The following is a 23,885-nucleotide window of genomic DNA, read 5'->3' on the forward strand; positions in this document are numbered from 1 at the left end:
ACTATGAGCACCGGAACTCCCGTCGCGCCCGAACAGGCCCCGTTCAGCAAACGGGTGCTCAAGCTCGAGCACGCTTCCAATGTCGGCCCGCTCGTCCACATCGCGCTGTGGATGGGCATGACGGCCTTCGGCCTGTTCGTGCCGTTCGCCTCGAACTGGTACGTGGCCGTGCCGCTGATCATCGTGCTGGCGCTGCTGAACCTGTCGCTGACCATCGGCGTCATGCACATGCACACCCACCGGCCGCTGTTCGTATCGTCGCTCCCGAACCGGGTCGTCGACATCCTGTGCTGCCTGCCGGGCAATCTGACCGCGGCCGAGATGCGTGAGGTGCACGTCCTCAACCATCACCGGTTCAACGACGGCCCCGGCGACGTCACCGCGACCACCGGCATGGAGAAGGGCATCGGTGCCATCTGGTACTGGGTCCGCTACGGCGTGATCGTCAAGATCCACACCATGCGGATGATCTTCGCCGCCGATCCGGCGCCGCGCCGCCGCCGCACCCGCCACCAGTTCCTGTTCGACATCGCGGTGTACGCGCTCGTGATCGGCGGCGTCTGGTACGCCGCGGGCATGGAGAAGTTCGTCCTGTTCTACTGGGTGCCGTTCCTCATCACCCAGGTCAACGCGGGCTACTTCGCCTGGCTGAGCCACGCGCCCGCCAAGGGCTTCGAGGACGACCCGAGCACCTCGCTGAACAACGCGGGCAACATCCTCAACTTCCTGATCTTCAACCAGGGCTACCACAGCGTGCATCACCGTTACCCCGGTATCCACTGGAGCCAGATCCCGGACAAGCTCGACTACATGCGTGATGTCAACCCCGGCGTCATCGTGCCGTATTGGATGGTCGCGCAGTCGGGGTGGCGGCTGTTCTGGCCGGGTGGCTTCCTCAACGAGGGCTACGGCACCAAGTGGAAGGCCCGGCTGGAGCGGCGCATCGAAGAGGGGACCGTGCGTAATCGGTACCTGCCGTGGTTCGCATGGATCTGATCACCCCGACGCCCACCCAGGCACGGGACGTGCTGACGAGCCGTTCGCGGCTCGTCCCGTTCCTCTTCTCCTTCGCCGTCTACGGCGTCGCCGGCATCACCGTGCCGCTGATGCTGCTCTTCGCCGGCGGCTGGTTCCTGCCGAAGACGATCGACAAGGGCCCGCACCTGTCGACCGTCCCGGCGCTCGTCATCGATGTGGCGCTGCTGGCCCTGTTCGGCCTGCAGCACTCGGGCATGGCCCGGCCCGCGTTCAAGGCGTTCATCACCCGCTGGGTGCCCGAAGCCCTCGAACGCTCGGTCTACATCGTCATGGTGTGCCTGGTCATGTGGGTGATCATGCTGGCGTGGCAGCCGATCCCGGCCGAGCTCTGGTCGGCCGATGGCACGGTGGGCCTGGTGCTCGACGCCGGGTTCTGGCTCGGTTTCGTGCTCGTCTACGCGGCGACGTTGCTGCTGAACCACTTCCATCTGCTCGGCATCAGCCAGGCCTACCGCGAGTACGTCATCCAGGTGCCGGACGCGACCGTCGACCGGTTGCAGGTGAACGGGGTCTACAAGCTCGTCCGCCATCCGCTGATGACCGGTCTGCTGATCTCGTTCTGGTTCGCGAGCACGTTCACCGTCGGGCACCTGGTGTGGGCACTCGGGCTGACCTGCTACATCCTGCTGGGCACCTACCTGGAGGAACGCGATCTGATCGCGCGCTTCGGTGCGTCCTACCGCGCCTACGCCGCGCAGGTCCCCGCGTTCTTCCCGTCCGTGCTCCGCATCTTCGGCCGATCGACTCGGCAGCCGTAACGGCAGGCCGCCCAGCGCGTTTCCCCTCGGGGTGACGTGCTGGGCGAGTCCGGCCCGAGTTCGGGAGAGGAATCGACGTGAACGGTCATCCTGTTCGAGAGCGCATCAGACACAACTCCACCGACCCGGGTTCCGTCGCCGGCGTCGGCCACTCCTACGCCAAGGCGATCCTGCTCGGCGAGCACACCGTCGTCCACGGCACTCCCGCCATCGCGTTCCCGCTGCCCGCGCTGCCGGTGCGCGCCGTCGCCCGGCCCGCGTTCGCGGGTACCGAAGCCGATGTTCTCGCCGCGGGCCACTTCCGTTTCCGCACCGGTGACGCGGGGACCGCGTCCGGACCGCGCGTCGCGGTGGAGGAAGCGCTGCGCCGCTGGGGACTCGCCGACGACATCGTCGATGTCGTTGTCGAGTGCGACATTCCGCTCGCCCGCGGCCTGGGATCCAGTGCCGCGTGCGCGGGCGCCGCGGTGCGCGCGGTCGCCGACCTGTACGGCCGCGCGGTCGCTCCCGGCACGCTCTACGAGCTGGTGCAGTGTGGCGAGCAGGTCGCGCACGGCCGGGCCAGCGGCATCGACGCCAGTGCCGTGCTGGCGAGCGGGCCGATCTGGTTCCACGAGGGCACGGCCCGGCCGATGACGGTCGGACTGGACGCCGCGCTGGTGATCGCCGACACCGGGGTGCCGGGGTCGACCCAGCACGCCGTCGCGGGCGTGCGCCGGGTCCTGGACCGGGACCGTGCGGCGGCCGATCGGCTGCTGGCCGAAGCCACGGACCTGATCACCGCGGCCGCGACCGACCTGTCGGCCGGACACGCCGCCGCGCTGGGCACGACGATGCTCGCGTTCCAGCGTCTGCTCACCGAACTCGGGGTCAGCACACCGCATATCGACACCCTGGTGACCGCGGCGCTGGACGCGGGCGCGTACGGCGCCAAACTCACCGGCGCCGGCCTCGGCGGCTGCGTCCTCGCCCTCACCGCGACCGACCTCGCGCCCGCGGTCGGCACCGCGCTGCGCCGGGCGGGCGCGGTGCGGACCTGGACGGTCCCCACCGCGAGCCTGCGCTCGGACGCCCTGTCCCTATCCGCCTCGAGACCGGAACGCGAAACCCACCGATGACACCCACTTCCGCAGTCCCCGTCGCCGCCACAGGTCCGGTCGAGCACGTCCGTGAGGGCGAGGCCGTCGCGGTCGCGTACCCGAACATCGCCCTGGTCAAGTACTGGGGCAAGCGCGACGAGACGCTGTTCCTCCCCGTCACGGGGAGCCTGTCGATGACGCTGGACATCTTCCCGACGACCACCTCGGTGCGGCTGATCGACGGTCCGGCCGACACGGTCGAGCTCAACGAGGCCGCCGCCACCGGCACCGCCCTGACCCGCGTCGAGACCTTCCTCGACCTGGTCCGCGCGCTGGCGGGCCGCGACGAGCGCGCCGCGGTGGTGACCGGCAACGCCGGCCCCACCGGCGCCGGCCTGGCCTCCTCGGCGAGTGGGTTCGCCGCGCTGGCCACCGCCGCGGCCGCCGCCTACGGCCTCGACCTGGACGGTCGCGCCCTGTCCCGGCTGGCCCGCCGCGGTTCCGGATCGGCCTCGCGCTCGATCTTCGGCGGCTTCGTCGTGTGGCACGCGGGCGAGGGCGACGGCGAGGCCGGCGATCTGAGCTCCTTCGCCGAGCCGATCGGCGGCGACGACCTCGACCCGGCGCTGGTCGTCGGCGTCGTCGAGGCGGGCGCCAAGGCGGTGTCGAGCCGGGTGGCCATGCGGCAGACCACCGAGACCTCGCCGTTCTACCGCCCGTGGGCCGAGTCCTCGGTCCTCGATCTCGCCCAGATGCGCGACGCGGTGGCGCGCCGGGATCTCCCGGCGATCGGGGAGATCGCCGAGCGCAATGCCCTCGGCATGCACGCCACCATGCTCACCGCGCGACCCGGGATCCGCTATCTGTCACCGCATTCGGTGGCCATCCTGGACGCGGTGCTCGCGCTGCGCGCCGACGGCATCACCGCCTACGCGACGATCGACGCGGGCCCGAATGTGAAGGTGCTCTGCACCCGCGCCGACGCGCCCGTCGTCGCGGCCACCCTCGAGGGACTCGGTGACTTCGTCACCACCCGGACCGCGCACATCGGTCCGGGCGCTCGGCTGATCGGGGGCGACGACCGGTGATCAGTTGTCGCGCTCCGGGCAAACTCTTCATCGCGGGGGAGTACGCCGTCGTCGAGCCGGGGCATCTCGCGGTGCTCACGGCCGTCGACCGCTACGCGACCGCCACGGTGACCGGGGTGTCCGCCGGGACGGCCACGACGCTGCACTCGGACCTGGACGGCGGTGTCTCGCTCACCCTCGGCCGCGACGGTGACCGTCTGGTCCCGGCGACGGCCGATGCCACCGTGCCCGCCGCGTTCGCGTACGTCTTCGCGGCGGTGTCGGTCCTCGACCGGCTCCGCGCCGAACGTGGAATCGATTCCAGCGCTTACACATTGACGGTGTCCGCCGATCTCGGTGACGCCGACGGTCGCAAGTACGGCCTCGGGTCGAGCGCGGCCGTGACGGTCGCGACCGTCGCCGCCCTCGGCCGCTTCCACGGGCTCGAACTCACCGCGATGGACCGGTACCGGCTGGCCGTGCTCGCCACGATCGCGGTCAACCCCCGCGCGTCCTGCGGCGATGTCGCCGTGAGCACGTGGGGTGGTTGGCTGGCCTACGGTTCGCCCGACCGCGCGGTGGTCGCCGCGACGGCCGCCGCCGACGGCATCGACGCCGCCCTGCGCGCCACCTGGCCCGGCCTGTCGATCCGCCCGCTGCCGACCCCGACCGGACTCGATCTGCGGGTCGGCTGGACCGGAAACCCCGCCTCCACACCGGCATTGGTCGGTGCGGCGAGCCGGGCGAAGAACGACCGCACCGTCTTCAACGCGCGCAGCAACGAGTGCGTGACCCGCCTGCGCACCGCGATCGAAGCCGACGACTCGGCCGGCGTCGGCGTCGAGATCGACCACGCCAGGGAACTCCTGCTCGACCTCGACGCGAGCGCCGGGCTGGGCATCATGACGCCGCGCCTGCGCGCGCTGTGCGCGGCGGGCGCCGCCGTCGGCGCGGCCGCCAAACCGTCCGGCGCGGGCGGCGGCGACTGCGGGATCGCACTGGTCGACCGCGCCCGCCCGGCCGCGAGCACCGAACTGACCGACCGTTGGGTCGCCGCCGGCATCCGGCCGCTGCCGTTGCGGACCCACCCGTTCGAAGGGGAGACCGCATGATCGCCGATCGCAAGGACGACCACGTTCGCCACGCGGTGAACCAGCGCCGCGCCGACACCGGCGCCAACGACTTCGACGAGGTCACCTTCGTCCATCACGCGCTGGCCGGGATCGACAGCCAGGACGTCTCGCTGGCCGTCGACATCGCCGGAAAGCAGTGGGACACACCGCTCTACGTCAACGCGATGACCGGCGGCAGCGTCAACACCGGCGAGATCAACCGCAAGCTGGCCATCGCCGCCCGCGAGACCGGCCTGCCCATCGCCACCGGGTCGATGAGCGCCTACTTCCGCGATCCCGAGGTCGCGGGCACCTATCGCGTGCTGCGCGAGGAGAATCCGCACGGCTTCGTGATGGCCAACGTCAACGCGACCGCCTCGCTGGATCAGGTGCGTCGCGCGATCGACCTGCTCGAGGCCGACGCGCTGCAGATCCACCTCAACACCGTCCAGGAAGTCGTGATGCCCGAGGGCGATCGGTCCTTCGGCGCGTGGCCCCGGCAGATCGAGCACATCACCGCCCACGTCCCGGTCCCGGTGATCGTGAAAGAGGTGGGCTTCGGGCTCAGCAGGCAAACCGTGGCCTGGCTGCGCGATGCCGGTGTCTCGGTGGCCGATGTCGGCGGCCGGGGCGGCACCAACTTCGCCCGCATCGAGAACGAGCGGCGCCCCGCCGCCGACTTCGCCTTCATCGAGAGCTGGGGGCAGTCCACCCCCACCTGCCTGCTCGACTGCGCCGGGATCGACGGCATCGATATCGCCGCGTCCGGTGGTATCCGGTCCCCGCTCGACATCGCCAGGGCGCTCGCGCTCGGCGCCGCAGCGACCGGGGTCGCCGGCGCCTTCCTGGACACCGTCGTGCGTCAGGACACCGACGCGCTCGTCGAGCAGATCCGTACCTGGCTCGACCAGTTGCGCCAGATCCTGACCGTGCTCGGCGCCCGCACCCCGGCCGACCTGGCCGGCTGCGACCTGCTGATCACCGGGGACGTGGCGGCGTTCTGCGCACTGCGCGGCATCGACGCGGCGTCCCTTGCCCACCGGAGTCACTGGTGGCGCGAATCGAAAGATCGAGGAGGAGTCATCGATGAATGACATGTCGTACGCAGCGGTCCCGCTGCAGTGGGTGGGGCCCTTGCGCATCACGGGCAATGTCGTCGACGATGCCGTCGACGTGCCCCTGGCCACCTACGAAACGCCTCTGTGGCCCTCGGTCGGTCGTGGCGCGCGGATCTCCACCCTCACCGAGCGCGGCATCGTCTCCACGCTCGTCGACGAGCGGATGACCCGCTCGATCCTGCTCGAGGCCGACGACGCCTACACCGCGCTCACCGCGGTCCGGCAGCTGAAGGACCGCTTCGCCGAGCTGCAGGAGGTCGTCACCGGCAGCAGCCGCTTCGCCCGCCTGATCGACCTGCACCACCAGATCAACGGCAACCTGCTGTTCCTGCGGTTCGAGTTCAGCACCGGCGACGCGTCGGGCCACAACATGGCCACCCTGGCCAGCGACCACCTGATGGACCACATCCTGACCACGGTCGCCGGCGTGCGCTACGGCTCCATCTCGGGCAACTTCTGCACCGACAAGAAGGCCACCGCGGTCAACGGCATCCTCGGCCGCGGCAAGAACGTGGTGACCGAACTGCTGATCCCGCGCGAGGTGGTGCAGCAGCGCCTGCACACCACCGCGCGGCAGGTGGTGGAACTCAATATCCGCAAGAACCTGATCGGCACCCTGCTCGCGGGTGGAATCCGGTCCGCCAACGCGCATTACGCGAACATGCTGCTGGCGTTCTACCTGGCCACCGGGCAGGACGCCGCGAACATCGTCGAGGGCTCCCAGGGCGTCACCCACGCCGAGGACCGCGACGGTGACCTGTACTTCTCGTGCACGCTGCCCAACCTCATCGTCGGCACCGTCGGCAACGGCAAGCACGCGAGCTTCGTGGACGAGAACCTCGAACGTCTGGGCTGCCGGGAAGACCGGGAGCCCGGCGAGAACGCCCGCAGACTCGCCGTCATCGCGGCGGCGACCGTGCTGTGCGGCGAGCTGTCGCTGATGGCCGCGCAGACCAATCGCGGTGAATTGATGCGCGCCCACACCCAATTCGAGCGGTCCACCACGAGCAACGGAACACAACGATGAACACATCCTCGGTCGGCATCCACGACCTGTCCTTCGCGACCACCCACTATGCCCTCGACCACGCCGTGCTCGCCGAGCGGCTCGGCGTCGACCGTGACAAGTTCTACCTGGGCATCGGCCAGGAGAAGATGAGTGTCGCCGCGGCCGACGAGGACATCGTCACCATCGCCGCGGCCGCGGCCAAGCCCATCCTCGAGCGGCACGGCACCGACAACATCCGCACCGTGCTGCTGGCCACCGAGACCGGTGTCGACCAGTCCAAAGCCGCCGCGCTGTACCTGCATTCGCTGATCGGGTTGCCCAACGCCGCGCGCGTGGTCGAGCTCAAGCAGGCCTGCTACGGCGGCACCGCGGGCCTGCAGTTCGCCGCGGGCCTGATCGCGCGTGATCCGGCCCAGCGGGTGCTGGTCATCGCCGCCGACATCGCCAAGTACGACCTGGACTCCCCGGGCGAGCCGACCCAGGGCGCGGCCGCGGTGGCGATGCTGATCACCGCGAATCCGGCCATCCTGCAACTGGATCCGCATTCCGGGCTCTACAGCGCCGACATCATGGACTTCTGGCGCCCGAACTACCGCAGCGCCGCCATCGTGGACGGCAAGACCTCGGTCAACGCCTACCAGAAGGCCGCGCAGGAAGCCTGGACCGACTACCGGCGCCAGGGCGGCCGCGAGCTGTCGGAGTTCGCCGCGTTCTGCTACCACCAGCCCTTCACCAAGATGGCCTACAAGGCGCACCGCCACCTGCTGGAGAGCCAGGGCCACACCGCCGACGCCGCCGACATCGAGGCCGCCATCGGCGACACCACCCGCTACAACCGCACGGTCGGCAACAGCTACACCGCCTCGCTCTACCTGGGCCTGGCCGCGCTGCTCGACTACGCCGACGACCTGACCGGACGGCCACTGGCCATGATCAGCTACGGCTCGGGCAGCGTCGCCGAATTCTTCAGCGGCACCGTGCAACCCGGCTACCGCGAGCACCTGCGCACCGAGGCGAACCGCGCCGCGATCGACTCGCGCGAACTGATCGGCTACGAGCACTACCGCGAGCTGCACGAGGCCACCTCGCCCAGCGACGGCGCCTACCACGCCATGCCGGAGGAGACCCGCCTTCCGTACCGGCTCGCCGCCGTCTCCGGCCACAAACGCATCTACGAATCCCGCTGAGGTCGCCCCATGAGCAGTAACGACACTTCCACGACCGTGTACGACCGGCCCGCCGGCGACACCACCCGCAGGCACGTGCAGGTCCTCATCGTCGGGAGCGGCCTGTCCGGGCTCGGCACGGCGATCCGGCTCAGCCAGCACGGGGTGACCGACTACCTGGTCATCGAGCGCGGCCCCGATGTGGGCGGCACCTGGCGCGACAACACCTATCCGGGCGCGGGCTGCGATGTGCCCTCGCACCTGTACTCGTACTCGTTCGCGTTGAATCCGGGCTGGTCCCGGTCGTTCTCGCCGCAGGCTGAGATCGAGCGGTACCTGCGCGAGGTGGCCGACCGGTACGGGGTGCGCGACAAGCACAAGTTCGACTGCGCGATGACCGCGGCGCGCTGGATCGACGCTGACGGCCGGTGGGAGGTCGACACCAGCGACGGCGGCTTCACCGCCGACTTCGTCGTGTCGGCTGCGGGTGTGCTCGCCGAGCCGAATCTGCCCGACATCAAGGGGATCTCGAGCTTCGAGGGCGAGATCTTCCACTCGGCGCGGTGGAACCACGACGCGAGCCTGGCGGGCAAGAAGGTCGCCGTCATCGGCACCGGGTCCTCCGCGGTGCAGATCGTCCCGTCGATCGCGCCCGAGGTGGAACGGCTGGATGTGTACCAGCGCACCGCGACCTGGGTGATGCCGCAGCTGAACCGGCCCTACCTGGCGCCGGAACGCTTCGCCTTCAAGCACGTGCCCGGCCTGCAACGGCTGATCCGCGCGCTGATCTACACCACGCGCGAACTGTTCGTGATCACCCAGGTGAAGTACCCGTGGACCGGCCTGCTGCTCGAGGCCGTCGGGCGGGTCAAGATGCGGCTCGAGATCCGCGACCCGGAGAAGCGGCGCAAGGTGCTGCCCACGCACCGCATCGGCTGCAAACGGATGCTGGTCTCGAACAAGTTCTACGGCGCGCTCGACCGCGACAACGTGGATCTCGTCACCGACGGCATCGCCGAGGTGCGTGCGCGCTCGATCGTCACCGAGGACGGCACCGAACGCGAGGTCGACGCCATCGTCCTGGCCACCGGGTTCCACGTGGCGGATTCGCCGACGTTCAACCTGTACACCGGTCGCGACGGCCGGACGGTGTCGGAGGCGGCCGACGCCGAGGGCTACCAGATGTACAAGGGCACCACGGTCGCCAACTTCCCGAACATGTTCTTCATGCTCGGCGCCAACTCCGGGCTGAACTACACCTCGCTGATCTACATCATCGAGTCGCAGATCAACTACATCGTCGACGCGATCACCACCATGCGGGCGCGCGGTCTGCAGTCGTTCGAGGTGAAGGTGGACACCCAGCGCGCCTACAACAAGGCGCTCGAGCCGAAGATGGCCCGCACCGTGTGGGTCAACGGTGGCTGCACCAGCTGGTTCCTCGACAAGCACGGCAACAACTCCGCGCTGTGGCCGGACTTCAGCTTCCGGTACCGGAAGCTGGTGCGCCACTTCGACATCGAGGCCTACGACACCACGGCGTCGACGCGGTGACCGACACGCCTCGGCGCCACGTGCGGGTGGCGATCATCGGGGCCGGGTTCGCCGGGCTCGGCGTGGCCATGCGGCTGCGCCGGCTCGGGATCACCGACTTCGTCGTCTTCGAGCGCGCGGGCGACATCGGCGGCACCTGGCGGGACAACACCTATCCCGGCGCGGGTTGTGACGTGCCGTCGCAGCTGTATTCGTACTCGTTCGCGCCGAATCCGGACTGGACGCACTCGTTCTCGACCCAGCCGCAGATCCAGCGGTACGTCCAGGACACGGTCGACCAGGAAGGGGTGCGCGAGGCGATCCTGCTCGACTGCGAGGTGACCGACGCGCGCTGGAACCCGGCGGCGGCGCGCTGGGACATCCAGACCGCCCTGGGCGCGTTCACCGCCGACATCATGGTGTCGGCGGCGGGTCCGCTCAGCGCGCCGAAGCCGCCCGACATCAAGGGCATCACCACGTTTCGCGGCGCGATGTTCCACTCCGCGCGCTGGGATCACGACGTCGACCTGACCGGCAAGCGGGTGGCGGTCGTCGGGACCGGCGCCTCGGCCATCCAGATCGTGCCGTCGATCGCGGAGCGGGTGGGCCGGCTCGAGGTGTACCAGCGCAGCGCGCCGTGGGTGCTCCCGCGCCTCGGTCATCGCTACACGTTGCCCGAACGCCTCTGGTACCGCCACGTTCCGGGGTCGCAGCGGCTGGCCCGCGCCGGGGTGTACTGGCTGCGTGAGTCGTTCGTGCTCTGGCAGTCGAAGTACCCGCCGCTGGCCGACATCTTTTCTGCCGGTGCCCGGCTGAAGCTGTGGTGGGTGATCCGGGACGCGGCGTTGCGCCGCAAGGTGACGCCGAACTACCGGCTCGGCTGCAAGCGGATGCTGATCTCCAACGAGTACTACCCGGCCTTGGCGCGCCCGAACGTCGACGTGGTCACCGACGGGATCAAGGAGATCAGGGAGCAGTCGATCGTCGCGAACGACGGCACCGAACGCGAGGTCGACGCGATCGTGCTGGCGACCGGTTTCGAGATCACCGATTCGCCGACCTACGACCTGATCACCGGCCGGGACGGGCGCACGCTGGCGGAGGTGTTCGGCGCGGACGGGCTCAGCGTGTACAAGGGCACCACCATCGCGAACTTCCCGAACATGTTCCTGATGATCGGCCCGAACGCGGCACTGAGCTACACCTCGGCGGTGTTCACCATCGAATCGCAGATCAACTACATCGTCGACGCGATCACGACGATGGACGCGCGGGGGCTGCGCACGGTGGAGGTGCGCGCGCAGGCACAGACCGAGTACAACCGGGAGCTACAGACGAAATTCGCCGGCACCGTGTGGAACGCGGGGGACTGCACCAGCTGGTTCGTCGACGAGCTCGGGCGGCACTCCCGGCTCTGGCCGGACTTCAGCTTCCGCTTCGAGCGGATGCTGAAGACCTTCGATGTCGAGGCCTACGACACGACCGCGCGGACGTAGGACTCGCGGCGCACAGCTGATCCCGGGACGAGGTTGGGGGCGTCCCGGGATCACTGCTGTGCTAGCCCGACAGCGTCTCGATCAGCGTGATGAAGATGTCGAGGAGGTCACCGAGAAAACCGGAAAACATGAATCTCTCCCTTCCGTCGGATGATCGGCCCGCAGGAGAACACAAAGCGGCGCAGAGCGCGGCTTCATCGATGTTGTGCAGAATGGGCGCTGAGCCCGTACTCCGGACTGCGGGAAGATCGCTGGAATATCCGGGATCACACCAGGCGCGGTGTGGAAATGCATCCACACCGTAGCAAACCGGGATTTGCGTGGACAAGGATTTATCGGCCCACTGAAGAATCGTTATAGGGGTTTCGAACCAGCAGGTCACGGCCGGTATTCGGGACGGTTCGGCGGGGTCGGGGAAAACGGTCGGCCCCGTCGTTCTCCGTCATTGCCCGGGTGACCGCGACAGCTTCCGACGCGGCGCGTCTGCGGGCCGTTATCGGAATGTATTGTTGGTCGGCTGCCCCGCTGGTCGCGTCGATCCACGCAGCGGATTCGCGGTGGGAAAGGTGATCGACGGGAGCGTGACCCACATGCGCACGCGGGTGCCCTTCTCGTCGTGGCCGAATTCCAGGTCCTCGGTGAGCACGCGCATCATCTCCACACCGCGCCCGCGGAAGCCGGGGTCGGTCGGGGTGGGAATCCAGCGGCCCGAATCGGTGACCTCGATGACCACCCGGTCGCCCTCACAGGTGGCGGTGAGCGTGACCCGGCCGGGCTCGGCATCGCGGTAGGCGTGCTCGACGCTGTTGCTGCACGCCTCGTTGGCGGCGGCGACGAGGTCGGCGGCCAGATCGTGCGGGACCGCGGCGGTGGCGAACCAGCGGTAGAGGTTGCGCCGCAGCCCGGTCAATTCCGCTGCGGCGGCGGGGATGTCGAGGTGCAGCGGTTCCGGCGGCTGGCGGTAGACGACCATGGCGACGTCGTCGTCGTAGCCGGCGGGCGGACACAGCCGCGACAGCACGGCGTCGGCGACGTCACGGGGCAGCGCGGCGCCGGTCTCGCTCAGCACCCCGGCGATCTTGACGAAGCCCTCTTCGATGTCGTACCCGCGCTGTTCGACCAGGCCGTCGGTGAACAGCACCAGCGTCGCGCCCGGCGGCAGCGCCGTGGTGGCCTCGGGCCTGCGCGGGGTGTCGAAAGTGGCCAGCGGCACCGCCCTTCCGCCGTCGAGCACCCGGCCGGTGCCCCCGGGCGGCGCCAGGATGGGCGGCATGTGACCGGCGTTGGAGTAGCGGACCATGCCGCGCTCGGGATCGAGCACCGCCGCGCACACCGTGGTGCACATGGCGCCGGGAATCCGGGCGGCGACGGCGTCGAGCTCGGCCAGCAGCTGCGCCGGGCCCGCGCCGCGCAGCAGCAACGCCCGTGCGGCCGTGCGCAATTGGCCCATCACGACGGCGGCCGAGAGGCCACGGCCGACACAGTCGCCGACCACGACGCCGATGGTGCCGTCGCGCAGCGGCACCACGTCGTACCAGTCGCCGCCGATCTCGAGCGGTGGCAGCGCCGGCTCGTAGTGCACCGAGAACCGCGGCGGCAGCTCGATCGGGCCGAGCATCGCGCGTTGCAGGGTGAGCGAGGTCGCGCGGGCCTGATCGAAGTTGCGGGCGCGCTGCAGCGCGACGCTGAGATGCCCGACCAGCAGCGAATACAGTGCCCAGTCCGCGGCGCTGATCGCGCGCGGCGCCCCGAAACGCACCCACAGGGCCGCGTCGCCGGTCTCGCCGAGCGGCGCGACCACGGCGTCCACGCCGCCGTCCTCGCCGGTGATGGCGGACAGGCCACGGGCCGGCTGCCTGCGGGCCCGATCGACCAGGGCGCGGACCTCCTCGTCGAGGACGACCCGGCCGGTCGGTCCCGCGACCGGCGCGGCGACGAACTGCGGTGCGCCCGCGCTGCTTTCCGGCGCGCCTGCGGGCGGTTCGCCACAGGAGTACACGTCCGGCTGCCCGGTCCGGCTCGGCCAGACCGCAACCAGCGCGGTCCGCGCGCCCATCGTCCGGCGCAACTCGTCGAGCCCGACCTCGAGCACCTCCACCATGCTGGTGGCCGCGCCGACGGCGGTCGCCAGCCGCGAGGCCGCCTGATCACGGGCCTGCGCGTCGTGTTCGGCGGTCACGTCGCGCACGGTGCCGACGAAGATCTCCTCGTTGTCCTCCTGCTTCACCAGCGAGCTCGCGCTCACCGCCAGCCAGCGTTCCCGACCGTCGCGATGCCGCACCGGCATCACGAAACGGGATGCCTCCGTACCGATCTGGGGGTAGCCCGCCCGATCCGGCAGGGCCCACGGGTGCGGCACCGGGTAGGGGACCGCGTCCGCGCCGTACCCGGTGAGCACGCCGAAGGCGGAGTTCACCTCGACGATGGTGCCGTGGTCGTCGGCGACGAAGAACCCGTCCTGCAGCGACTCGACCAGCGCGGTGCGGAACGCGTCGCGGCCGGCGAGATCCTCGGCGCGCGAACGCTGTTGCTCGTAGCGGCGGGTGCCGTCGAGATAGCCGCGGGTGGCGATGTCGAGCGCTGCCATCGTCTGCAGCAGGAACTCCAGCGCCACCTCGGCGCTGCGCGAATCCGCCGCCTCGTCGGTGAACGCGGCGACCGCGCGGAAGTGGTTCTCGGTGAGGTCGAGCAGGCTGATGCCCTCGACGAGGGCCCGCCTGCCGAGGTCGTAGCCCTCGGTGAGGCCCGCCTGGCCGGGCGCGGCGACGTGACGGCGCAGGGCAGCCGAGTAGTCGTCGAGAAATGCGGCCAGGACAGCGCTCATCGGCAACCTCTCATGGACAGGCTCCACGGAAACGGGCCGCGAGGACCAGGGCGTCGTCGGTGTCCTTGGCGTCGCGCGCGAGCAGGTCGCCCGCGATCTGGGTGGCCGGACGGGCCAGATCGATCGACTCCGGGCCCACCGCGACGATCCCGTCGGTGGCCATCAGCAGCAGGTCACCCGGCCGGATCGGCAGGGTCTGGGGTTGCAGGTGCGAGGGCAGCCGGTAGCCGACGATGCCGCCGGTGAGCAGCATCGTCGCGCGTAGCTCCGGACCGGCCGGGCCGAGGGTCAGCAGGCGCGACTCGACATTGCCGACCCCGAGCCACTGCAGGGTCTCGCCCGGACCCATCAGTGCCAGCGAGACCGCGGCGCCGCGGGTTTCGACCATCGCGCGATGACACAGCACCATCAGCACGTCCAGCGGTTCGCCGCGGTTCTCGGACAGGATGACCATCGCGCGATCGGCCGCGTCGGCCGCGGCCGCGCCGTGCCCGAGGCCGTCGAGGACACCGAACAGCGCCCCGCCGTCACCGGTGTCGAGGATGACCGCGCGATCGCCGGAGACGTCCTGCCCGGGCAGTGCCCGACCGGCCGTCGACCATTCCGTGCGGCCGATGATCCCGTCTTCATGCACCGTCGGGTACCCACTTCCACATCTCGATCAACGTCCCGCGGCCGGGGGCGGAATCGATGGTGAGGCCGTCCATCAGCCTGCGCGCGCCGGGCAGGCCGAGCCCGAGTCCGCGGCCGGTGGAATAGCCGTCCTCCAGGGCGCGCGCGATATCGCGGATGCCCGGTCCCTGGTCTTCCGCCTGTACGACGAGGGAACGTCGGCCGTCGCGCAGGTCGACGAGCAACCGGATCTCGCCGCTGCCCGCGTAGCTGGTGATGTTGCGCGCGATCTCCGAGATCGCGGTGGAGATCATGGTCCGGTCGGTGAGGGTGAAACCCAGGGCCGCGGCCAGCTCGTGTCCGGCCTGGCGTGCGGTGACGATGTCTTCGGAGACTTTGACCGCGATGGCCACCTGCTCAGCGGCCACTGTCACGACCGTCTCGTCGCCTGCTCGGCAGACGGTTCAGCCAGGCCAGGCCTTCCTCCAGGTCCAGCGCGGTGTGCATGTCCTCGAAGGTCAGGCCCAGCTGGACCATCGCGAACGCGACTTCGGGCTGGAGCCCGACGATGACGGTTTCGGCCCCGCGCAGCTGGGTCATGTGCGCGATGGTGCGCAGCGAGCGCGCGGCGAAGGAGTCCATCACGTCGATCGCGGTGACGTCGACGACGATGCCGGTAGCCCGATAGCGGCTGACCTGCTTCATGAGGTCGTCCTGGAGCCGCTCGGTGTCGCTGTCGGTCAGGGCCGACTGCACCGAAGCGATCAGGAACGTGCCCTGTTTGAGAATGGGTACCGGCATGGTGGCTAGCTCAGCGTCCGTCTCGTTCGCTCAGGCGCTCGGTGACCCGGGAGACCTCGTACCCGAGCAGGCGCTCGGCCTCTTCGATACCGCCCTGCAGGTCGCCGACCGCGTTCATCTTCGACAGGTCGAGGCCGATGGTCACCAGCGTGAGCGCGATCTCCGAGGACAGGCCGGTGATGATGACGTTGGCGCCCATCAGGCCCGAGGCGTCGACGGTCTGCACGAGGTGGTTGGCCACCACGGAGTCGATCGCGGGCACACCGGTGATGTCGATGACGACGACCTTGGCGCGGTTGGCGCGGATGGCGCGCAGCAGCTGCTCGGTGAGCTGACGGGCGCGCTGGGAGTCGAGCACACCGATGATCGGCAGGATGAGCAGCTGCTCGCGCACCTGGAGCACCGGGGTGGACAGCTCGCGGATGGCTTCCTGCTGCTGGCGGATGACGCGCTCGCGCTCCTGCACGAACGAGATGGCCACGGTGCTGGCGATGCGGTTGGCGGCCGGTTCGTAGGCGTCGAGGACCTGGTTGAGCAGGTCGAAATCGGCCTGGTACTTCTCGAACAGCGAGCGGGCCAGCACGTCGCGCAGCAGCAGCACGATGCCGAGGACCTCGTCGGTCTCGACGCCTCGCGGAATGATGCGCTCGGACAGGTCGCGCGCGTAGGCCTGCAGGGCCTCGACGCTACCGGTGACGAGCACCTCGACGTAGTTGTCGTACATCGACGTGGCCTCGGAGAAGATCTCCTCCGGGGTCATGGCCGTCAGCAGCTCGGCCTCGGTGATGCGGCGTGCCCACTCTTCGCGCAGTCCGGTGCGGTTCTGCCGGAGGTGCTCGACCAGTTGCGGCAGCAAGTTGTCTACCGGGCGCGCCGGCAGCGAATCCGCCGAAAGACTCATGGACACCTCGGACATGGAAACTCCTGCCCCTTTCGACGGGCTTTCTCTGGTGCGCACCGCGCGCTTGGCTCGAGCCTACTCATACCCCATCCCGGATGCCGCCCAAACGTGTGGGTTGCTCGGCGGGCGCTGGCTACTCCGGGGCGAACCCTCGTTCCAGCGCCCGCAGCGCGCGGTCCAGATAGCTCGTCAGATCGGTGTCGCCGCGTTCGAGCCAGGCGTCGAACGCGGCCCGCGCGGCCGCGAGGGTGGTGCGGCCGACGGCCAGCGGGACCAGGTCACCGGCGGTGGTGCCGAGGCGGCGGGCGGCGAACTCGCCGACCGCGCGTTCCCAGGCGTCGTAGTGCGCGCCCGCGCCCGCCGAGAGCGCGGGCACCCCGGAGACCAGACGCATCCTGGTGCGCAGCTCGGGGATGTCCTCGGCGCGATATCTGTTGGCCGCCACCACAATTCGGCGTACCGCCGCCATCATCGGCTCGTCGTCGGGGACCGCGGCGAACGCGTCGCGCAGGTCGGCGACCTCGTTGTCGAACTGGTGCCAGAGCACCTCGCCCTTGCTGGGGAAATACCGGAAGAACGTGCGTTCGCTGACGCCGGCCTCGGCCGCGATGCGCTCGACGGTGATGTCGTCGAAGCCGTGCTCGGCGAACAACTTCATCGCGATGACTTCGAGTTCGCGGCGCGTGGTGCGCGGCGGGCGACCGCGATGAGCGCGCGGAGACGGGGCGGACATGGATACAGAGTAGGGAATCCCGGGCTCTTGATTATGTCAGTGACTGTCGTTAATCTCGGGATCATGTTCGTGGCCCACCTCACATGGCCCGAGGCGGGCACATGTGCCGCCGCGGGGGTGATCCTGGTCATCCCGCTCGGTGCCACCGAGCAACACGGCCCCCACCTGCCCCTGTCCACCGATACCGACATCGCCGCCGCCGTCTGCGCGCGGGTGGCCGCCGAGCGGTCCGACGTGCTGGTCGCCCCGGCGGTGCCCTACGGCGCCAGCGGCGAGCACGCGGGCTTCGCGGGCACCCTGTCGATCGGGCAAGCCGCGCTGGAACTGCTCGTCGTGGAGCTGTGCCGGTCGGCCACCGACACCTTCGACCGGATCGTGCTGGTCAACGGGCACGGCGGCAATGTCGAGGCGCTGCGGCGCGCGGTCACCCTGCTGCGCGCGGAGTCGCGCGATGTGCGCCTGTTCTCGCCCGGGTACGGCGGCGACCCGCACGCGGGCCGCGCCGAGACCTCGATCCAGCTCGCGCTGGCGCCCGACCTGGTGCGCGCCGAGCTGGCCGAACCGGGGGACCGGCGCCCGCTGGCCGAGCTGCTGCCGCTGCTGCGCGCCGGCGGTGTGCGGGCGGTGAGCCCCAACGGAATTCTCGGTGACCCCACCGGGTCGAGCGCAGGCGAAGGCGCCGCGCTGCTGAACGCGGCAACCACCGCACTGCTGGCAGACCTGGGCCGCTGGTGGCCCCAGGTTCCTGAGGAAGGATCACGTCGATGAATCCCTGGTTCGAGACCGTCGCCGAGGCGCAGCGCCGCGCCCGCAAGCGCCTGCCGAAATCGGTGTACGGGGCGCTGATCGCGGGCTCCGAACGCGGCCAGACCATCGAGGACAACCAGACCGCGTTCACCGAACTCGGCTTCGCCCCGCATTGCGCGGGCCCGATCGGCGAGCGCGACCAGTCGACCACCGTGCTCGGCCAGCAGGTCTCGATGCCGGTGCTGATCTCGCCCACCGGCGTGCAGGCGGTGCACCCCGACGGTGAGGTCGCCGTGGCCAGGGCGGCGGCCGCGCGCGGCATCGCCATGGGCCTGAGCTCGTTCGCGAGCAAGCCGATCGAAGAGGTGGTCGCGGCCAACCCGTCGACGCTGTTCCAGCTGTACTGGTGTGGCAACAAGGACCAGATCCTGGAGCGGATGGCCAGGGCGAAGGCGGCCGGCGCGGTCGGGCTCATCCTGACCCTGGACTGGTCGTTCTCGCACGGTCGCGACTGGGGCAGCCCGGTGATCCCGGAGTCGCTGAACCTGCGCACGATGATGAAGTTCGCGCCGCAGACCCTGGCGCGCCCGCGCTGGCTCGCCACCTACCTGCGCTCCGGCTCGATTCCCGACCTCACCGCGCCCAACATGGCCGTCGGTGGCGGCGCCGCGCCGGGCTTCTTCGGCGCCTACGGCGAATGGATGCAGACCCCGGCGCCCGACTGGGACGACGTCGCCTGGATCTGCGCGAACTGGGACGGCCCGGTGCTGCTCAAGGGCGTCATGCGGGTCGACGACGCGCTGCGCGCGGTCGACGCGGGTGTGGCGGGCATCTCGGTGTCCAACCACGGCGGCAACAACCTCGACGGCACCCCGGCCGCCATCCGGGCGCTGCCGGTGCTCGCGGACGCGGTCGGCGACCAGATCGAGGTCGTCCTCGACGGTGGCATCCGCCGCGGCAGCGATGTGGTCAAGGCCGTGGCCCTCGGCGCCCGCGCGGTGCTGATCGGCCGCGCCTACCTGTGGGGCCTGGCCGCCAACGGCCAGGCGGGCGTGGAGAACGTGCTCGACATCCTGCGCGGCGGTATCGATTCGGCGCTGCTCGGCCTGCGCAAGACCTCGATCGCCGAGCTCGACCGCGGCGACATCATCGTGCCCGCCGGGTTCGAACGGGCCCTCGGCGTGCCCGCCGACCTCGAACGACCGCTCACCACAGCGGATCTCGTCCAGCAGTAGCGAGCACCACCGGCGGCGGACCTCGGCGATCGGCGAGGTCCGCCGCCGCTGTCGTTCACGGGACGGGGTTCCCGGTACGCCGTTAGGATCGGCCGAGTCGTCGGAATCGAGGGGGAATTCGTGCGTGGGGGAGTACCGGGCGAGGGTCGGCGTGCCCGAATCATGAAGTCGCGCAGCGTGTCCTGCACGCTGCCCGCCGTGGTCGCGATGGCGCTGGTGTCGGCGGGCTGCGGCACCGACGCGCCCGCGCACCGCGCGGCGACCACCTCGGTGAAACCGCCGGTGACCAGCACGGTCCGGCCGACCACAACCGCGCGGCCGAGCACGACGACCTCGGCTCGGCCCACCACCAGCGTCTCCGCGCAGCCGACCGCGGTGGGCATCTGCGTGGACACCACCTCCTCGACCCGGGTGGCCGACGGGCAGTGCGACACCACCGACAGCCGCTACGCCAATTTCTGGTACCAGCACACCGATACGCTGGTCTACCCCGCGATCGGGGCCGCCGTGGCGCTCGCCGCGGGCAGCTTCCTCCGGCCGTCCGGCAGCGGCGTCTACGACCGTGGCGTGCCGGAGGCGGGCGGCACGGTCCAGCGCGGCGGACTCGGCACCAGCCGTCCCGACTCCGGCGGCAGCTCCGGGTCGTAGCGCTCAGGCCGGGTCAGGGGCGGGCTCGGCGGCCCTGGTGGCGGCGCTGCCCCGTCCGGTCGGATCGAATCCGCCTGCCGCGCTGCGATGGTGGTTGATCAGCACGTCGTAGATCTCGGCCAGCGCGGCCAGCTGGCCGCGGTCGAGCACGTCGATCATGTGCCGTCGCACGCTGCGCACGTGCGCAGGCGCGGCCGTGGTGAGCAGTTGCCCACCCGCGGTCGTCAGCCGGGCGACGGTGCGGCGCTGGTCGTGCGGCATCGTCTCCCTGATCACCAGCCCGCGCTTCTGCATGCGGGTGATCTGGTGCGAGAGCCTGCTCTGCGACCATTCCAGCGCGCCCGCCAGATCGGCGAAGGTCAGGCGCTGTCCCGGCGCGTCGGCCAGGTACACGAGCACCGAGTACTCGACCCAGCTGAGGTCGGCCGCCCGGCCCGCGTCACGTCCGATCGCCGCGGCGATCAGGTCGCGGGTCCGCACGTAGCCCAGCCAGGCGCGCATTTCGACATCATCGAGCCACTGTGGATCGGTCACGATCGAGCTCCAGATTCTCCGGTGCAGGCTTCGGATTGGAACGGTGCACGCCCCGCCACCGTTCGGGTGAATGGGTAGCACCGTTTGGGTTGAACGTGCAACCTCGATCTTGGTTCAGGCGTTTGCCTTACGTCACATAGGGTTGCCTAACCAGCAGGTGGGCGCGGGTGGTCGATAGGCTTCCGAGTGCTTTGTGACCAGCCACCCGAGGAGTGCGATTCGTGACCGCGCCGGAGTTCCGCTATTCCGATCTGCTGCCGATCGGCGCCGACGACACGCCGTACCGCTTGCTCACCACCGAGGGGGTCAGCACCGTCGAGCACAACGGGCGCACCTTCCTGCAGGTCGAGCCCGAAGCGCTGCGGCTGCTCACCGAGACGGCGATCCACGACATCAGCCACTACCTGCGCCCCGCGCACCTGCGCCAGCTGCGCAAGATCATCGACGATCCCGAGTCCTCGGGGAACGACCGCTTCGTCGCGCTGGATCTGCTCAAGAACCTCAACATCTCCGCGGGCGGCGTGCTGCCGATGTGTCAGGACACCGGCACCGCGATCGTGATGGGCAAGAAGAGCGAGGGCGTGCTGACCGGCGTCGACGACGCGGAGTGGATCAGCCGCGGCGTGTTCGACGCCTACTCCAGGCTGAACCTGCGCTACTCCCAGCTCGCCCCGATCACCATGTGGGACGAGAAGAACACCGGCTCCAACCTGCCCGCGCAGATCGAGCTGTACTCGACCGAGGGCACCCCCGACAACCCGGTCTACAAGTTCCTGTTCATGGCCAAGGGCGGCGGCTCGGCCAACAAGTCGTTCCTGTACCAGGAGACCAAGGCTGTCCTGAACCCCGAGCGCATGCTCGAGTTCCTCGACGAGAAGATCCGCTCGCTCGGCACCGCGGCCTGCCCGCCCTACCACCTCGCCGTGGTCATCGGCGGCACCAGCGCCGAATTCGCCTTGAAGACAGCGAAGTACGCCTCCGCGCACTACCTGGACAACTTGCCCACCGAGGGTTCGATCACCGGCCACGCGTTCCGTGATCTCGAGCTCGAGGAAGAGGTCTTCCAGCTCACCCGCGAGTTCGGCATCGGCGCGCAGTTCGGCGGCAAGTACTTCTGCCACGACGTGCGCGTGGTCCGCCTGCCCCGGCACGGCGCCTCCTGCCCGGTCGCCATCGCGGTGTCCTGCTCGGCCGACCGCCAGGCGCTGGCCAAGATCACCAAGGACGGCATCTTCCTCGAGCAGCTGGAAACCGAACCGGCCCAGTACCTCCCGGAGCAGACCGAGGACATCCTCGGCGGCGACGTGGTGAAGATCGACCTCAACCGCCCGATGGACGAGATCCGCGCCGAGCTGTCGAAGTACCCGGTGAAGACCCGGCTCTCGCTGACCGGTCCGCTGGTCGTGGCCCGCGACATCGCGCACGCCAAGATCAAGGAACGCCTCGACGCGGGCGAACCGATGCCGCAGTACCTCAGGGACATGGCGGTCTACTACGCCGGTCCGGCCAAGACCCCCGAGGGCTACGCCTCCGGCTCCTTCGGCCCCACCACCGCGGGCCGGATGGACTCCTACGTCGACCAGTTCCAGGCCGCGGGCGGCTCCATGGTGATGCTGGCCAAGGGCAACCGCTCGGCCCAGGTGACCAAGGCCTGCAACGAGCACGGCGGCTTCTACCTGGGCTCCATCGGTGGCCCGGCCGCGCGCCTCGCCCTGGACTGCATCAAGAACGTCGAGGTGCTCGAGTACCCCGAGCTCGGCATGGAAGCCGTCTGGAAGATCGACGTCGAGGACTTCCCCGCCTTCATCGTCGTCGACGACAAGGGCAACGACTTCTTCGCCGAGACCTCCAAGCCGATCGCCCTGCGCGTGCGCACCCGCTCCAAGGAACGCGTGTAAGCGGTCGCGGATCCCGAAGACCCCGGCCTCGCCACGGTGCGATCCGGGGTCTTCGTTCGTCCGGCCCTGCGCGCTCGCGGTGCGGTGTAGTGTGACGCGACATGCGCTGGACCGGCTCGACGGGGGTGGATATGGCGACCTCCGGAGTTCCCTCCGGACGCGTGGCGCGCGGCGGGAAGCTGGGCAGGCTGGCGGCCGAGCAGACCGTCCGCGGGGTCGGGACGCGGCTGTCGATGATCGGGCGCACCGAGGAGGCCAGGCAGGTCCTGGCCGAGCGGTCGGCGATGAAGACCGCGCAGCAGATCGTCGCGGTGCTCGGCAGCATGAAGGGCTCGGCGATGAAGCTCGGGCAGATGCTGTCGGTGCTCGACCTCGACTTCGTTCCCGAATCGCACCGCGCGCAGTTCACCCGCCAGCTCGCGGCGCTGCGTGATCGCGCGCCCGCCGTCGCGTTCCCCACCATGCGCACGGTGATCGAGGAGGACCTCGGCCCGCTGTCGGGGATCTTCGCCGACTTCGACGAGACCGCGATCGCCGCGGCCTCGATCGGCCAGGTACACCGGGCGACCCTGCGCGACGGGCGCGTGGTCGCGGTCAAGGTGAAGTACCCCGGCGTGGAGCGCGCCGTGCACGCCGATATCGGCAACCTCGAGTTCCTCAGCAAGATGGCCAGATCCGTGCTGCCGAGCATGGCCGACACCGGGGTGCTGGAGGAGATCGCCGCCAATCTGCGCAGCGAACTGGACTATCTGCGCGAGGCCAGGACCCAGCACCTGGTCGCCCAGCGCTACCGCGGCCATCCCTACATCACCGTGCCCGACGCGATCGAGGAGTATTGCTCGCACAACGTGCTGGTGACCGAATACGTGGCGGGCCACGGGTTCTCGCACCTGCAGACGCTGCCGTCGGCCCAGCGGGACCACTACGGCGAACTGATCTACCGCTTCTACCTCGGCACCCTGTTCGCCGACAACGAGTTCTGCGGCGATCCGCATCCGGGCAATGTGCTGCTCGCCGAGGACGGCAGGCTCGCCTTCGTCGATTTCGGGCTCTACAACCGGATGGACCCCGAGCACGTCGATTTCGAGCGCTCCTGCCTGCGGGCCGCCGCCGAGGACCGGCCCGAGGACCTGTACGCGGCCTGGGTCGGGCGCGGCATCATCGACCCGGACGCCGGCGTCACCGTCGAGGAGTGCCTGGCCTACGTGTGGGCGGCCTGCGGGTGGCACCTGCTCGACGAGGAGGTGACCATCACGCCCGAACTGGCCACCAGCGCCGTCCTGCTCGCCGTCGACCCCCGCTCGGTCGAATTCCAGGGCATGCGCAGGCAACTGCTCCCGCCCGAACACGTCTTCTCCCGCCGCGCCGACCTGTTCACCTTCGCCACCCTCGGCCAGTTGCGGGTGCGCGCCAACTGGCATCGGCTGGCCCGCGAATGGCTCTACGGCGAGCCGCCCGCCACCGAGATCGGCCGCGCGATCGCCCGCTGGCGGGCGGACCGGTAGCCGCCACCGCGACCGAATCGCCTGGCTCCATGGCGCTGACCTGTGTCTACGCAATGACGTAGTAGCTTGGT

General features: G+C 69.9%; 22 protein-coding genes. 15 read left to right on the forward strand and 7 right to left on the reverse strand.

The window, feature by feature from the left end; all coding sequences use genetic code 11:
- The first annotated feature begins 3 nt into the window (after nt 1-3).
- The 10 genes from ACFYWJ_RS18365 (at nt 4) to ACFYWJ_RS18410 (ending at nt 11,376) form a co-directional block, all read left to right on the forward strand.
- A complete protein-coding gene (locus tag ACFYWJ_RS18365; RefSeq protein ID WP_355275622.1) occupies nt 4-996 on the forward strand; it encodes a fatty acid desaturase in 993 nt (330 codons plus the stop codon).
- Nucleotides 987-1,796 carry an isoprenylcysteine carboxylmethyltransferase family protein gene (locus ACFYWJ_RS18370; protein ID WP_355275620.1) on the forward strand — a complete coding sequence of 270 codons (810 nt, stop codon included), beginning with the start codon at nt 987-989 and terminating at the stop codon, nt 1,794-1,796. Before ACFYWJ_RS18365 ends, ACFYWJ_RS18370 begins: the two co-directional genes overlap by 10 nt.
- 77 nt (nt 1,797-1,873) lie before the next feature.
- Entirely contained in the window at nt 1,874-2,914 is a 1,041-nt protein-coding gene (gene mvk, locus ACFYWJ_RS18375) for a mevalonate kinase (RefSeq protein WP_355275618.1), read from the forward strand.
- Nucleotides 2,911-3,963, forward strand: a complete 1,053-nt coding sequence (gene mvaD, locus ACFYWJ_RS18380) for a diphosphomevalonate decarboxylase (protein WP_355275616.1) — start codon at nt 2,911-2,913, stop codon at nt 3,961-3,963. Before mvk ends, mvaD begins: the two co-directional genes overlap by 4 nt.
- Nucleotides 3,960-5,054 (forward strand): phosphomevalonate kinase, encoded by a 1,095-nt coding sequence (locus tag ACFYWJ_RS18385; protein ID WP_355275614.1) that lies wholly within the window; start codon nt 3,960-3,962, stop codon nt 5,052-5,054. Before mvaD ends, ACFYWJ_RS18385 begins: the two co-directional genes overlap by 4 nt.
- Entirely contained in the window at nt 5,051-6,148 is a 1,098-nt protein-coding gene (gene fni, locus ACFYWJ_RS18390) for a type 2 isopentenyl-diphosphate Delta-isomerase (RefSeq protein WP_355275612.1), read from the forward strand. Before ACFYWJ_RS18385 ends, fni begins: the two co-directional genes overlap by 4 nt.
- Nucleotides 6,141-7,199, forward strand: a complete 1,059-nt coding sequence (locus ACFYWJ_RS18395) for a hydroxymethylglutaryl-CoA reductase (protein WP_355275610.1) — start codon at nt 6,141-6,143, stop codon at nt 7,197-7,199. Before fni ends, ACFYWJ_RS18395 begins: the two co-directional genes overlap by 8 nt.
- Nucleotides 7,196-8,368 (forward strand): hydroxymethylglutaryl-CoA synthase, encoded by a 1,173-nt coding sequence (locus ACFYWJ_RS18400; protein WP_355275608.1) that lies wholly within the window; start codon nt 7,196-7,198, stop codon nt 8,366-8,368. Before ACFYWJ_RS18395 ends, ACFYWJ_RS18400 begins: the two co-directional genes overlap by 4 nt.
- A gap of 9 nt (nt 8,369-8,377) precedes the next feature.
- A complete protein-coding gene (locus tag ACFYWJ_RS18405; protein WP_355275607.1) occupies nt 8,378-9,901 on the forward strand; it encodes an NAD(P)/FAD-dependent oxidoreductase in 1,524 nt (507 codons plus the stop codon).
- Nucleotides 9,898-11,376: an NAD(P)/FAD-dependent oxidoreductase gene (locus ACFYWJ_RS18410; protein ID WP_355275605.1), complete on the forward strand. Its 1,479-nt coding sequence runs from the start codon at nt 9,898-9,900 to the stop codon at nt 11,374-11,376. The genes ACFYWJ_RS18405 and ACFYWJ_RS18410 overlap by 4 nt, the downstream gene beginning before the upstream one ends.
- Before the next feature lie 493 nt (nt 11,377-11,869).
- Here ACFYWJ_RS18410 and ACFYWJ_RS18415 read toward each other — a convergent pair whose 3' ends face one another.
- The 6 genes from ACFYWJ_RS18415 to mftR form a co-directional block, all read right to left on the reverse strand.
- The gene (locus ACFYWJ_RS18415; protein WP_355275603.1) at nt 11,870-14,200 is read right to left on the reverse strand and encodes a SpoIIE family protein phosphatase; all 2,331 of its coding nucleotides are present in this window, start codon (nt 14,198-14,200) and stop codon (nt 11,870-11,872) included.
- Nucleotides 14,201-14,210: 10 nt separating this feature from the next.
- The gene (locus ACFYWJ_RS18420) at nt 14,211-14,834 is read right to left on the reverse strand and encodes a stage II sporulation protein M (RefSeq protein ID WP_355275602.1); all 624 of its coding nucleotides are present in this window, start codon (nt 14,832-14,834) and stop codon (nt 14,211-14,213) included.
- Nucleotides 14,827-15,240, reverse strand: a complete 414-nt coding sequence (locus ACFYWJ_RS18425) for an ATP-binding protein (RefSeq protein WP_355276000.1) — start codon at nt 15,238-15,240, stop codon at nt 14,827-14,829. The genes ACFYWJ_RS18420 and ACFYWJ_RS18425 overlap by 8 nt, the downstream gene beginning before the upstream one ends.
- Nucleotides 15,230-15,613 carry an STAS domain-containing protein gene (locus ACFYWJ_RS18430; protein WP_218719716.1) on the reverse strand — a complete coding sequence of 128 codons (384 nt, stop codon included), beginning with the start codon at nt 15,611-15,613 and terminating at the stop codon, nt 15,230-15,232. Before ACFYWJ_RS18430 ends, ACFYWJ_RS18425 begins: the two co-directional genes overlap by 11 nt.
- A gap of 10 nt (nt 15,614-15,623) precedes the next feature.
- Nucleotides 15,624-16,529, reverse strand: coding sequence for an STAS domain-containing protein (locus ACFYWJ_RS18435; RefSeq protein WP_218719715.1), 906 nt, complete (start codon nt 16,527-16,529; stop codon nt 15,624-15,626).
- Between the two features lie 118 nt (nt 16,530-16,647).
- On the reverse strand, nt 16,648-17,247 hold the full coding sequence (mftR, locus tag ACFYWJ_RS18440) for a mycofactocin system transcriptional regulator (protein ID WP_355275599.1): 600 nt from the start codon (nt 17,245-17,247) through the stop codon (nt 16,648-16,650).
- 63 nt (nt 17,248-17,310) lie between these two features.
- Between mftR and mftE the strand changes: the two genes are divergently transcribed.
- The 3 genes from mftE to ACFYWJ_RS18455 all read left to right on the forward strand — a co-directional run bounded on the left by mftE (nt 17,311) and on the right by ACFYWJ_RS18455 (nt 19,877).
- On the forward strand, nt 17,311-18,015 hold the full coding sequence (mftE, locus tag ACFYWJ_RS18445; RefSeq protein ID WP_355275597.1) for a mycofactocin biosynthesis peptidyl-dipeptidase MftE: 705 nt from the start codon (nt 17,311-17,313) through the stop codon (nt 18,013-18,015).
- A complete protein-coding gene (mftD, locus tag ACFYWJ_RS18450; protein ID WP_355275596.1) occupies nt 18,012-19,229 on the forward strand; it encodes a pre-mycofactocin synthase MftD in 1,218 nt (405 codons plus the stop codon). Before mftE ends, mftD begins: the two co-directional genes overlap by 4 nt.
- 162 nt (nt 19,230-19,391) lie before the next feature.
- Nucleotides 19,392-19,877 carry a hypothetical protein gene (locus ACFYWJ_RS18455; protein WP_355275595.1) on the forward strand — a complete coding sequence of 162 codons (486 nt, stop codon included), beginning with the start codon at nt 19,392-19,394 and terminating at the stop codon, nt 19,875-19,877.
- 3 nt (nt 19,878-19,880) lie between these two features.
- Here the strand turns inward: ACFYWJ_RS18455 and ACFYWJ_RS18460 are convergent, their stop codons facing one another.
- On the reverse strand, nt 19,881-20,411 hold the full coding sequence (locus tag ACFYWJ_RS18460; RefSeq protein WP_355275593.1) for a MarR family winged helix-turn-helix transcriptional regulator: 531 nt from the start codon (nt 20,409-20,411) through the stop codon (nt 19,881-19,883).
- 221 nt (nt 20,412-20,632) lie between these two features.
- Here ACFYWJ_RS18460 and ACFYWJ_RS18465 point away from each other — a divergent pair, with 221 nt between their 5' ends.
- Complete coding sequence (locus tag ACFYWJ_RS18465; RefSeq protein WP_355275591.1) at nt 20,633-22,309, forward strand: fumarate hydratase; 1,677 nt, start codon at nt 20,633-20,635, stop codon at nt 22,307-22,309.
- 131 nt (nt 22,310-22,440) lie between these two features.
- Nucleotides 22,441-23,814: an AarF/ABC1/UbiB kinase family protein gene (locus ACFYWJ_RS18470; RefSeq protein ID WP_355275589.1), complete on the forward strand. Its 1,374-nt coding sequence runs from the start codon at nt 22,441-22,443 to the stop codon at nt 23,812-23,814.
- The last annotated feature ends 71 nt before the right edge of the window (nt 23,815-23,885 follow it).

Source organism: Nocardia sp. NPDC003269 (assembly GCF_042888005.1).
GTDB lineage: Bacteria > Actinomycetota > Actinomycetes > Mycobacteriales > Mycobacteriaceae > Nocardia.